This window comes from Alteromonas sp. 009811495 (genome assembly GCF_028865455.1).
Lineage (GTDB): Bacteria > Pseudomonadota > Gammaproteobacteria > Enterobacterales > Alteromonadaceae > Alteromonas.
This window is the reverse complement of record NZ_CP113972.1, coordinates 2,372,523-2,384,703: the sequence shown is the minus strand read 5'-3', so window position 1 is coordinate 2,384,703 and position 12,181 is coordinate 2,372,523. Positions and strand designations below refer to the sequence as shown.

Here is a 12,181-nt window from a genome sequence, read left to right as displayed (position 1 = left end):
ACGCGCTATTCGCGATGGTATGGATGATTTTGGGTAACAGACCACGCGCGGTATAAACTCTCGGTGAGAATAATACGCACAAGTGGGTGAGGTAATGTTAAAGCGGAAAGCGACCATTTTTGTTCAGAAGCAGCAATGCATTCTGGGGCTAGGCCTTCTGGACCGCCGATAAGTAAACTAACGTCTCGTCCGTCCATCTTCCAATTGTCTAGCTGTTTGGCAAGAGTAGGGGTATCCCACGCCTTCCCTGTAACTTCTAACGTTACAATTCGGTTCCCTTTTGGAATTGCCGCCAGCATCAGCTCGCCTTCTTTTTCTAAAATACGCTTGATATCAGCGTTTTTGCCGCGTTTCCCTGCTGGTATTTCGGTAAAGCTTACTGGCATGTCGCTTGGAAAGCGTCGAATAAATTCGTCGACTCCCGTATTAACCCAAGCGGGCATCTTAGTACCAACGGCGACAATTTGTATACGCACTGCGCTTTCCCTTACTGCTTATTCACTTTTAAACGGCTGAATATCTTGCGATATCCAGCCGTTTAAAGACGTTACAAAAATATTTACTCGTTGGCTATTAAGACCACAACTTTTCTAGTTGGTAGAAGTCACGTGTTTCATCTTGCATAACATGCAAAATAACATCACCGAAATCAACCAATACCCATTCACCGGTCTCTTTACCTTCCACACTGCTTGGAGCGTGCCCCGCATTCTTTGCTTCAACCATTACATTCTCAGCAATAGATGAAACATGGCGCTTTGAGTTACCAGAGCAAATGATCATAGTATCAGTGATGGTAGATTTGCCGCGAACATCTAATTCAATGACGTCGCGTGCTTTCATATCGTCAATTTTGTCTTTAACAAACTGTTTGAGCTGTTGACTCTCCAAGAGTTTTCCTCGCTTACTTAACTTTTATATAACTGGTTCGCATTGATGTAGTCTAGCACCCGACGAGGAACCCATTCATTAATCATGGACATGGCATGCGTCGAGTCGCTGCTTTTTCTTACACACAATGCGTTACGAATATCAGTGGATGAAACGGGATAGAGTGGGGTGTTTATCAGTATTACTGCACCGTGAGACTGCTTGTGAATTACACTCATGTCTTGAGTAACATGTTTGTTCAGCCAATTCCTTATTTCACTACCTGGCGTAAAGTTTTCGCCATCGCGTCGCATTACCACAAGGTGGCAGTAGTTTAACAGTTGGTCCCACTCGAACCATTTGTTGAGATTATACAGGGAATCCGCACCAATGAAAAAACAGATTGTGTGTGCTGATTTTTCTTTAAGCTCGCTAAGTGTTTTGACCGTGTACGATGGAGAAGGCAGTGACAATTCTATGAGCTCTGGTACAAGACGAGATTGTCCCTCACAACAAAGCTCTATCATGCGTACGCGATGGTCTTCTGATACTTCAACAGGCTTATGCGGTGGCACTTTACTTGGCATAAGATGTACGGTTTCAATCCCTAATTCACTTGCTGCATTAAGTGCTGCATTAATATGCCCCATATGAGGTGGATTGAACGTGCCGCCTAAAATAGCTTTAATGGGAGTGCAACGGGCTGAACTCGGCACTGCTAGGCTTCCAAATAGGGCACAGCGCGAAGATCAATTCCCATAAACATCATGCACAAATGGCAAAGTTCAATGTAAGGCCGTGCAATCACATTTTGTTTAAAAGCGTGGTCAGCCTTAGTCAGTGCGTGCTGGATTTCTTCTAATTGCTCAAGACTTAGTCGGTTTAATGCGGCTTGATAAAAACCTTGTCTATTGCGCCATATCCCAAACTTTTGCCACTGAATGGGCTCGCGATTGACAAGCGCCGACTTCAACTTCCATAGTTGTTCCCACTCGCGTATTAGAGCCCAAATTACGATGTTGGGTTCTAACCCTTCACTTTCTAGTCGATATAGCATCTTGATACAGCGCGTGCTCTCACCGTTTAGCATAACGTCAACTAACTGGAACACGTTATAGCGGGATTGATCCACCATGGCTTGCTCAATCTGCGCCTCAGAGACTGATTGATTGGGGTACAACAGCGCTAACTTATCAATCTCTTGTTTTGCGGCGAGCATATTGCCCTCGCAAAAATCAGAAATCATTTTAACACCACCAGGTGTGACGCTTAATTGATGAGACTGGAGTTGTTGGTTTATCCACGTATTTAGCTGCTTACCTTCTAGAGGATAGCAGAGCACGGATACACCTAGGTCGTCGAGAACTTTAAACCACTTTCCACGTTGAACATCTTTGCCAATTTTAGGGCCGTGGACCAACAGCAATATGTCGGGGTTGAGTGATGCGGCAACTTCTTGAAGCATTTTGCTACCTTCCGTGCCGGGTTTTCCTGTTGGTAGTTCTAGTTCAATAAATTGTTGGCTAGAGAACAACGACATGCTTTGCGTTGCTTCAATTAACTGATTCCAAGAAAATCCAGTTTCTGCAACAAGTACAGTGCGCTCTTCAAATCCATTGGCTTTTGCTGTTGCACGAATTTGCTCAATTACATCAAACTTTTGTTGAGGCTCGTCTCCAAAAACCAAGTAGCAAGGACGTAAGCCCTTTTTGATATCTTGAGAAAACTGATTGGGATAGATTTGCATAGCCGTTCTACTGAGCGTCTTTTGCCGCTACAGCTTGGCTTGAAAGTCGTCTTACTATGATATCAGCCGCTTCGTTACGCATTTCATCAAGCATCAATTCGAGCTCCCGCGATTTAGCGAGTACTTGGTCTGGGTCGTCTTGATAATCGCGCACCACTTCAAACTGTGCCATCAGCGGCTCTTTATCTGGGAATTGGACACGGTAGCGCACGATATAGATAAGCTCGTATTCGGCAACTTGTCCAGAAGGGTAGACTGATAGTAGCTGGCGCTCTAATTGCTCGGGCAACAGATAAATATGGATATTTTGACCCGAATCACGAGTGCCTTGTGAGACACCTTTTAAGCCGTAAACATTAAGGCTGTCATTCAGCGCACGCGCCAGCGGCGCGTGTGCTCTCGCACTTTCAATAGCAACCGTGTTGATGTCGTTAGGCAAGCTTGGGCCACTACGCAAGTGAAAGCCACAGCTTGCAACTAACAGCGGGCCAATCAAAACAATCGCTATTTGAAAGTACTTTTTCATGCCGTTTTACCTAGTTCGCTACAATATTAACAAGCTTGCCAGGTACAACGATTACCTTGCGGATCGTTTTCCCATCAATAAATTGTTGTACATTTTGTTGGCCTTTTGCCGCTTCCTCAATCGCTTCTTTTGAGGCATCCGCTGCAATAGTCATTTTTGCACGAACCTTGCCATTCACTTGTACAATAATGAGTTTTTCATCTTCTACTAGCGCAGCTTTGTCAGCCGTTGGCCAAGGTGCAACATCAATGTCTTGTTCATGGCCAAGCACTTTCCACAGCTCATGGGCAATGTGAGGAGTAATTGGGTTAAGAAGCAACAATACTGACTCTACGGCTTCACGCATAATTGCGACGTCTTGCTCGTTTTCTTGTGGCGCTTTTTGAAGATGGTTCAATAACTCCATAATTGCGGCTACTGCAGTATTGAAAGTTTGGCGACGACCAAGGTCATCTGACACTTTCTCAATAGTCTTGTGTACTTCTCGACGTAATGCTTGCTGGTCTTTTGACAGCGCTTTAACGTCAAGCGCAACAGGCGCGCCTTTTTCAACATGTTCAGTAACAAGTTTCCAAATACGACGCAAGAAGCGGTTTGCACCTTCAACGCCTGAGTCAACCCACTCAAGCGTTTGCTCTGGTGGCGCTGCAAACATTGTAAACAGACGTACTGTATCGGCACCGTATTGGTCGATAACTTCTTGTGGGTCAATACCGTTATTCTTTGACTTAGACATTTTTGTCATACCGCCGTGAATAACTTCTTCACCGTCGGCAGTTAGCCACGCTTTTACAATGCGACCTTTGTCATCTTTTTCAGTACTAACTTCGGTCGGTGAGTACCATGTTTTCTTACCAGAAGCGTCTTCACGATAATACGAATCTGCTAATACCATGCCTTGACACAATAAGCGCTTAAATGGCTCATCTGAGTTCACTAGGCCTTCATCGCGAAGTAGTTTGTGGAAGAAACGCGAATACAACAAGTGCAAAATAGCGTGCTCAATACCGCCAATATATTGGTCAACCGGCAACCAATAGTTAGCCGATTTCGGGTCAAGCATCGCGTCGTTATTTGTTGCGCAGGCATAGCGCGCATAATACCAAGACGACTCCATGAATGTATCGAAGGTATCAGTTTCGCGAAGCGCAGCTTCACCGTTGTACGTGGTTTTTGCCCACTCAGGGTCAGCTTTAATAGGCGAAGTAACGCCGTCCATCTCCACGTCTTCTGGTAACACAACAGGTAGTTGATCTGCCGGAACAGGTACAGATTCACCGTTTTCCAAATTAAGCATTGGAATAGGTGCGCCCCAGTAACGCTGACGGCTTACACCCCAGTCGCGTAAGCGATAGTTCACTTTACGCTTACCACAACCTTTACCTTCAAGCTCGTCGGCGATACCGTTGAATGCCGCATCAAAATCTGCGCCATCAAACTTATCAGAGTTAATTAGGCTACCTTTTTCCGTATAGGCAGAAGACGTTAGATCACACTTGTCTTCGTCACCCGGTACAGGTGCAATAACTTGTTTAATAGGTAAATCGTACTTTGTCGCAAATTCCCAGTCGCGTTGGTCGTGTCCAGGAACAGCCATAACTGCACCAGAGCCATAATCCATTAGTACGAAGTTAGCTACCCAGATAGGCAGAGTTTCGCCAGTAAGCGGGTGAACTACTTCAAAACCAGTCGCGCAGCCTTTTTTCTCCATTGTTGCTAGTTCAGCTTCTGCAACTTTGGTGTTTTTGCATTCGTCGATAAATGCAGCAAGCTCTGGATTCGACTGCGCCGCAAATTCAGCAAGAGGGTGCTGTGCAGCAACCGCCACATAGGTAACACCATAGAAGGTATCTGGGCGAGTGGTGTATACCGTCAAGTCGTTGATGTCATTGACCGGCGATGAAAGGTTAAAAGTAATTTCTACACCTTCAGAACGACCAATCCAATTTGCCTGCATGGCACGCACTTGATCAGGCCACTCTTCAAGCTGTTCTAAGTCTTTTAACAGCTCTTCAGCATAGTCAGTGATTTTGATAAACCATTGCGGAATTTCTTTCTGTTCAACTAAGGCACCCGAGCGCCAACCACGACCGTCGATAACCTGTTCGTTTGCAAGTACAGTTTGGTCAACAGGATCCCAGTTAACCGTAGAATTTTTCTTGTAAACGAGACCTTTCTCGTACAAACGGGTGAAGAACCATTGTTCCCAGCGGTAGTAGTCTGATTTACAGGTAGTAACCTCACGGTCCCAATCATAACCAAAGCCCAATGAACGAAGCTGGTTCTTCATGTAATCAATATTTGAATACGTCCATTTGGCCGGTGCAGTATTGTTATTAATTGCAGCATTTTCTGCCGGTAGGCCAAAAGCATCCCAACCCATAGGTTGCATCACGTTTTTACCCTGCATGCGCTGGAAACGGCTAATTACATCGCCGATAGTGTAGTTGCGCACGTGACCCATATGGAGACGGCCACTTGGGTAAGGGAACATCGACAGGCAATAAAATTTCTCTTTGCCTTCTTCATCATTTGCTTTGAAAGATTGATTGTCTTCCCAGTATTGCTGAACGCGTTGTTCTATATCTTTAGGGTTGTACTGATTATCGGCCATGAAACTTAGGCTTCCGCATTAAGAGTTAAAACGTTTTTATATCGATGGTCTTTAAGCACTTTGCAGCATTTTATGCTGAAATGTTGGCGCAATGACTCGATTGAACATATACATAGCCCATTAGAATACCCCAGCGCGAAGCCATGCCTCAATAGCTTAACACTAGGTTAGGACATTTTTATTGTTAGTTGCTGGAAAAGTAACCATGTTTGCGTGTGTCGGCTTAGTTTTTGTCACTAAATGACGTTAAGGCGCTGAGTTGTTGTGCCTGGACTTGGTCTACAACCTTTACCAAACCCTTTGCTTCGTCTAATGATGCGGGTTTGCCGTTAAAATGAATATGCCCTGACGCGGTGTATGTGAGAGTCACTTTTGTTCCTTCACCGTTTTCTTGCTCATCGAACTGCCAAGTCAGCGCGCCGAACATGCCCATTTCCTGAAGTGGGCCCAGTCCCCCGGTCAAAACCACTTTTTTGTTGGGTTCTATGTAGCTTACCTGCATGTGCTGGGCACTCGCGTTGTCTTTCGTTTCACAAAAGCAGCCGCCTGCGCGCTCATCAATGCTCAGTGTACCTTTCCACCAGGTATGATCTTTAGGCCACCACATGTCAATGTGCTGCACAAAATGTGAATACACCGCCTCAATAGGCGCGCTGCTCTCGCTCACATTAGTGATTGAGAAACCTGTTTCAGTAGCAAATTTGACGTCAGCATGGACATTACTACTACAAGCTAGGAATAATGAACCTACCAGTACCGAGCGTAAAACGGCCGATTTTAAGAATGTTGGACTGCAAGGGGCACGGCGCGCGATGAGTTGAGAAGTAAAGTCTGCTGTTGTCATAGTTTGCAATCCTTTTTTTGTTGTTAGTGAGTTATTCGTAAAACGTTGCTTTTCCATACTAGTGGGATTTAACGCTAATCACCATAGCGCTTCGGCCTTTAGTAACAAGTTGTGCTCGATTCTTGCGCAGTTGAGTGCAATAAAGGGGGATATGAAGGATAAGCGTTTGACACAATTGTTAATTAGGGGTTCACTTACTTTAAAGCAACAACGATAGAAAAGCATGTCTGTAGACACTACCTTGTACGCGTTAGACGTTGACGCATTAACGCCTACCATAAATCGCCGAGCCATCAACAGTGCGTTGAAAGACAACGAAGCACTGAATGCCACTTTTATTGGACAAGAGCGCGCGCGCGAGGCGCTAACCTTTGGCTTAGGTATTAATACAAAAGGTTACAACCTTTATGTGATGGGCGAACCCGCCACAGGTCGATTCACGCTAGTAAAAGATTATATTGAGCGTCAAGTGGCTCAATTGCCGGCACCGGACGATTGGTGCTACATCAATAATTTTGATGAAGAACGCGAGCCGATTGTGTTGCGTTTCCCGCCGGGCGGTGGCAAGGCATTTCATAAAGATATGGCAGCATTGATTGATGATGTGTTGGACTCCTTACCCATTGCTTTTGATAATCCGGGTTACCAGCGCAGACGCACATCGATTTCTCGAGAGTTTGAACAAAAATACGATGCTGCTATCGATGCTGTAGAGCGTTATGCGCAAGCAAATAATGTGGCGCTGTATGAGGAAGGTGGCTCAATCACGTTTTCGCCAATTGTTGACGGTAAACCAATAAGCGATAACGATTTTGCCAGTTTAAGCGATAGTGAACGAGAAGGTTTCTATGCGCTGATAGATGAACTTGAAAACAGGCTTAGCGAAAATTTGTTGAGCTTACCTACGTGGAAACGTGAAAATTCAGAGAGGCTACGTGAATTAGACAAAACAACGGCAGAGCAGGGTATAAAGCCGCTTATCAAGGTACTCGAGCACAAGTATTCGTCAGACCTTGGTGTGATGAAATTCTTAAAGCAACTAAAAACAGCTTTAGTCAATGCCGTGTTAGTTATCCATAGTGAAGAGCAAAAAGAAGAAAAAAGCGACGACTTCGATAAAAAGATCTTCCTAGAAGAACAATTTCTTCCGAACGTGCTTGTATCAAACAAACTTGATGATGCTGCGCCTGTTATTTATGAGCCTAACCCTACTTACCAAAATCTGTTTGGCAAAATTGAGTACACCAATATTCACGGCAGCGTTTTCACTAACTATCGCATGATTCAAGCTGGGGCATTGCACCGTGCTAATGGTGGCTATTTGCTGCTTGATGTTGACCAACTTATAGAACAACCGTATGTATGGGACGCCCTAAAGCTGGCGATAAAGTCTACGCGCTTACGCATGGATTTGCCTCAACAAGACGTGGGTATGGTGAATAACATTACGCTGAACCCGCAACCTATCGATTTAAATGTGAAGATAGTGCTGCTTGGATCGCGAGACTTGTATTACACGCTACAAGACTACGATGATGAATTTGATGAGCTTTTTCGGGTATTGGTTGATTTTGATTTAGAAATTCCGGTGACGAGACAGGCGTTATTTGATTTTGTGGGCAAAGTCAGAGCGCATCTGCATACGTTGGGCCTAGAGGGCATAACCGCAAATGCCATGTGTCGTTTAGTAGAATACTCATTAAGAATGGCAGAGCACAAAGAAAAACTGTCTGCGCATTTTGCTGAAGTCATTGAACTGGTGAACGAGGCCTTTTACTTTTGCCAGAAATCCAATGCGCAAATGTTAGAACTCGACCATCTTAAAACCGCGCTAAGCGCGAAGAAGCGTCGCACGGGCAGGGTAAGTCAGACGTTACTTAACGATATTAAAGAAGGTCATGTGCTTATTGCCACTGAAGGGAAAGCGGTCGGTAAAGTAAATGGTCTAACGGTATTAGATATTGGTGATACAGCCTTTGGTACACCTGCACGTATCACATCCACCGTGTTCGCTGGCGCGAGCGGTGTTGTGGATATTGAACGCGAGGTAGAACTTGGCCAGCCAATTCACTCAAAGGGCGTTATGTTGCTAAACGGGTATTTGGGCAACAAGTATGCGCAACACTTTCCACTTACGCTTTCAGCAAACATTGCCCTTGAACAGTCGTACGGACACATCGATGGTGATAGTGCGTCGTTAGGTGAATTGGTCGCACTCATCTCAGCACTTACCGAAATTCCTTGCCTACAAACACTGGCTATCACTGGATCGATAAACCAATACGGCGAGGTTCAAGCTGTTGGAGGCGTAAACGAAAAAATAGAGGGCTTTTTTGACCTTTGTCAGCATCGCGGATTAACCGGTACGCAAGGGGTCATTATTCCCAAATCAAATGCGATCAATTTAGTGCTAGATACAACCGTAGTCGATGCCGTTAAGAAAGGACTGTTTCATATCTACACCGTTGAAACGGTTGACGATGCGTTAACTATTTTGATGGAACAGGAAGCGGGTAAAATTAGCTCTAAGGGGCGCTACCCTAAAAACTCTATCAATTACCATGCAGTAAATCGCTTATATAACATTGCGTTAATTGTTAATGGTGGCGATGGCGAATAGCTAAGCCGTAAAACTCAAAGTGCGCATTATTGCACAATGTAAGGTGTGCAAAAGTAAGAATAATTTTCTGCTTTGATAATTTCTTAATTTTAGCTTTATGGCGTAAGTGATTGATTTTTAAGGACGGCATTGGGTTTGCATTAAACATTGTTGAATGGATAACAAATATGCCTTTAAGGAGGTCACAATGTTTAACGCTAAACAAACAATTACGGCAACAATGGTTTCAGTAGCAATGATGGGGTCATCGGCGGTAGCGCATACCACAGTTGACGGCCACAAGGTGGCTAAGATGCAAGCATCATCTAAGTCAGTGCAGCCAACTTCTCGAACTTCGCTTCCGGGTAATACATGGATAACGCTGACGGGAGAAGTAACCGCTGTAGATTCTCAATTCTTTACGCTCGACTACGGCGATGGGCAAATTTTTGTTGAGCTAAGAGACACTGATCTGGATACGAAAGCGTATGCTGAAATGGATGGTGAAGATGTGATGGTGACAGCACGTCTAGGTGAAGGCATGTTTTCTAACGAGAGATTAGTAGCGCAGAGCGTGATTGTGGAAGATATGGACACCGTATATTTAGCAGATTCTGTTGACCAAGCATCTGCAGATTTATATTTGAGTACGGCAAGCAACATCGAATTTGATGACGAAGAAATGGTGCTAGTTGGTACAGTGAAATCAATCGGTAAAGAAGCGTTACAAATTGAAGTTGGCGACGCCACGCTGACAGTCGAACTTGACGAGCTAGAGAATGCACCTGTTGATGAAGACGGTTATCTTTCGCTTATGAAGGGCGAGCGTGTTCGCATTACCGGTGAATTAGAAGATGACTTCTTCAACCGCTTTACGGTAGAAGCTGACACATTGATGAAGATGAAAAGCTAAAGTCAATCTAGATTAATTACGTAAAACCCGCCAAAAGGCGGGTTTTTTTATGCGATGTCGCGAGTCTCGTGAAAAATCAAATTTCGACATTATTTAGGCGGCATACGCAGGCCACCGTCTAAACGAATGGTTTCGCCATTTAAATAGCTGTTGTTGGCCATGTGAATAACGAGTTTCGCAAATTCTTCAGGGAAGCCTAAGCGTTTTGGAAATTGAACATTGGCAGACAGTGCATCTTGCACTTTTTCTGGCATCGCTAATAGCATAGGCGTGCCCATTACCCCAGGTGCTATCGTGTTCACTCTAATACCAAGGGGCGCTAGATCGCGTGCCATGGGAAGCGTAAGACCGATTATTCCACCTTTACTTGCCGCATACGCAGTTTGACCAATTTGCCCTTCGTATCCCGCAACTGATGCCGTATTGATAATAAGACCGCGCTCACCTTCGTCGTTAATGGGTGATTGCTTAGCCATTGTTGCTGCAACTAAACGGGCTACGTTGAAGCTACCAACTAAATTAATATCGATGGTTTTTTGAAAGTCGCCAAGTGGGGCAGGGTTGCCTTCACGATCTAATAAACGCTTGGCGGGCGCTATACCGGCACAGTTGACAACCAATGAGATTGTGCCAAATGCCTCTGTTGTAGCGTCGATTGCGTTTTGAACTTGTTGTTCGTCGCGCACATCAACTTTTGTGAAAAGTGTGTGGTCTTTGCCTAGTTCTTCAACGCGCTGTGCGCCTAGCTCTTCATTCAAATCAAAAAGACTCACCTTGGCGCCTGCATCGCGAAGTGCAATTGCAGTGGCATGACCAAGTCCAGAGCATCCGCCTGTTACAATAGCGGTAAGATTGGTTAGCGTCATAGTTAATTCTTACTCCCGTAGTATTCACTTTATTAATGTGATGTTAACGGGAAGTAAGAAGAAACACTACGGTGCCGCAGGTTATCGACACCTAATGAGTAGCTATTTTGGCAACTGAATTTTACAGTCTTCGCTTTGACGATAGATTATTAGCGTGTGGCCGATAACCTGAAGCTTAACTGAGTTTGTTTCACGAACAATGGCATCCATGATTAGCGCTTTCTCTTCGCGATCATCGGTTGGCACCTTAACTTTAATTAATTCGTGATGGTTAAGGGCGTTGTCAATTTCTGCTACTACCCCTTCTGTAAGGCCGTTTGCGCCTAGTTGCACAACGGGTTTCAGTGGGTGTGCAAGGCCTTTAAGAAATTGTTTCTGTTTATTTGAAAGTTTCATGAAGTAATAATTCTTACAATTAATCTGTTAGTTTATGCTTGAAATAACGTATTCTAACGCCATCTCGTCTACAATCCTAATGACATTGTATTGGAATGACAAAAAAGAAACACTCTGCCAGTAGTAAACGCTGGTTACAAGAACACGTCAGCGACCATTATGTGCAAAAAGCACAGAAGGAAGGTTGGCGCTCGCGAGCTATCTACAAACTGGAAGAAATCCAGAAAAAAGATAAGCTTATAAAACCCGGGATGACACTTGTGGACCTTGGGGCTGCGCCTGGTGGCTGGTCTCAGTTGGCTGCACAACTGGTTGGTGACAATGGTCAAGTTATCGCATGCGATATATTGCCCATGGACCCTATAGTTGGCGTAGACTTTCTGCAAGGTGATTTTCGAGAAGATGCCGTTCTCGAAGCACTATTGAACAGAATTGGTGGGAACACCGTAGATATAGTGTTGTCTGATATGGCACCAAATTTAGCGGGTAATGCTTCTGTTGACCAATCGCGCTCGATGTATCTCTGTGAACTCGCGCTCGATATGTGTCATCAAGTATTAAAACCAGGAGGGGCTTTTGTTATAAAAGTCTTTCAAGGGGAAGGTTTTGTTGAGTACATGAACGCACTTAAACAATCTTTCACCACCATAAAGACACGCAAGCCAGACTCGTCCAGATCACGTTCTCGTGAGGTGTATTTGGTGGCTTGTGGGTATAAAGTGTAGTAGGCTTTGGGATAAGCGGTTTTCGTTGCGAACGAGTTTGGTTGTTCAATAATCAAAGTGTTGAATATCCCAGCAGTTCGG

Annotated in this window: 12 protein-coding genes; 3 read left to right on the top strand and 9 right to left on the bottom strand. The window is 44.7% G+C overall.

The features are described from left to right. Positions 1-5: 5 nt before the first annotated feature. The 7 genes from rlmH to OZ660_RS10925 all read right to left on the bottom strand — a co-directional run bounded on the left by rlmH (position 6) and on the right by OZ660_RS10925 (position 6,601). Positions 6-476 carry a 23S rRNA (pseudouridine(1915)-N(3))-methyltransferase RlmH gene (gene rlmH / locus OZ660_RS10955; RefSeq protein WP_202261626.1) on the bottom strand — a complete coding sequence of 157 codons (471 nt, stop codon included), beginning with the start codon at positions 474-476 and terminating at the stop codon, positions 6-8. A gap of 97 nt (positions 477-573) precedes the next feature. Continuing rightward, on the bottom strand, positions 574-891 hold the full coding sequence (gene rsfS / locus OZ660_RS10950; RefSeq protein ID WP_159625763.1) for a ribosome silencing factor: 318 nt from the start codon (positions 889-891) through the stop codon (positions 574-576). A gap of 17 nt (positions 892-908) precedes the next feature. Next, positions 909-1,586: a nicotinate (nicotinamide) nucleotide adenylyltransferase gene (gene nadD, locus OZ660_RS10945; protein ID WP_274740922.1), complete on the bottom strand. Its 678-nt coding sequence runs from the start codon at positions 1,584-1,586 to the stop codon at positions 909-911. A 2-nt stretch (positions 1,587-1,588) separates the two neighbouring features. Next, the gene (holA, locus tag OZ660_RS10940) at positions 1,589-2,617 is read right to left on the bottom strand and encodes a DNA polymerase III subunit delta (protein ID WP_274740921.1); all 1,029 of its coding nucleotides are present in this window, start codon (positions 2,615-2,617) and stop codon (positions 1,589-1,591) included. Between the two features lie 7 nt (positions 2,618-2,624). Then, positions 2,625-3,143 carry an LPS-assembly lipoprotein LptE gene (locus OZ660_RS10935; RefSeq protein WP_274740920.1) on the bottom strand — a complete coding sequence of 173 codons (519 nt, stop codon included), beginning with the start codon at positions 3,141-3,143 and terminating at the stop codon, positions 2,625-2,627. A gap of 10 nt (positions 3,144-3,153) precedes the next feature. Beyond that, complete coding sequence (gene leuS / locus OZ660_RS10930) at positions 3,154-5,757, bottom strand: leucine--tRNA ligase (protein WP_274740919.1); 2,604 nt, start codon at positions 5,755-5,757, stop codon at positions 3,154-3,156. A gap of 223 nt (positions 5,758-5,980) precedes the next feature. Further along, on the bottom strand, positions 5,981-6,601 hold the full coding sequence (locus OZ660_RS10925; protein ID WP_274740918.1) for an SRPBCC family protein: 621 nt from the start codon (positions 6,599-6,601) through the stop codon (positions 5,981-5,983). Positions 6,602-6,824: 223 nt separating this feature from the next. On the opposite strand from OZ660_RS10925, the gene OZ660_RS10920 reads away from it, so the two are divergent. Then, complete coding sequence (locus OZ660_RS10920) at positions 6,825-9,221, top strand: Lon protease family protein (RefSeq protein WP_274740917.1); 2,397 nt, start codon at positions 6,825-6,827, stop codon at positions 9,219-9,221. A gap of 187 nt (positions 9,222-9,408) precedes the next feature. Beyond that, on the top strand, positions 9,409-10,113 hold the full coding sequence (locus OZ660_RS10915; protein WP_274740916.1) for a hypothetical protein: 705 nt from the start codon (positions 9,409-9,411) through the stop codon (positions 10,111-10,113). An 89-nt stretch (positions 10,114-10,202) separates the two neighbouring features. Here OZ660_RS10915 and OZ660_RS10910 read toward each other — a convergent pair whose 3' ends face one another. Together OZ660_RS10910 and yhbY are read right to left on the bottom strand one after the other, a co-directional pair. Then, positions 10,203-10,979: a 3-hydroxyacyl-CoA dehydrogenase gene (locus OZ660_RS10910; protein WP_274740915.1), complete on the bottom strand. Its 777-nt coding sequence runs from the start codon at positions 10,977-10,979 to the stop codon at positions 10,203-10,205. A gap of 102 nt (positions 10,980-11,081) precedes the next feature. Then, positions 11,082-11,375, bottom strand: coding sequence for a ribosome assembly RNA-binding protein YhbY (yhbY, locus tag OZ660_RS10905; protein ID WP_159625746.1), 294 nt, complete (start codon positions 11,373-11,375; stop codon positions 11,082-11,084). 95 nt (positions 11,376-11,470) lie between these two features. Here yhbY and rlmE point away from each other — a divergent pair, with 95 nt between their 5' ends. Continuing rightward, positions 11,471-12,100, top strand: coding sequence for a 23S rRNA (uridine(2552)-2'-O)-methyltransferase RlmE (rlmE, locus tag OZ660_RS10900; RefSeq protein WP_202261618.1), 630 nt, complete (start codon positions 11,471-11,473; stop codon positions 12,098-12,100). Positions 12,101-12,181 lie beyond the last annotated feature (81 nt).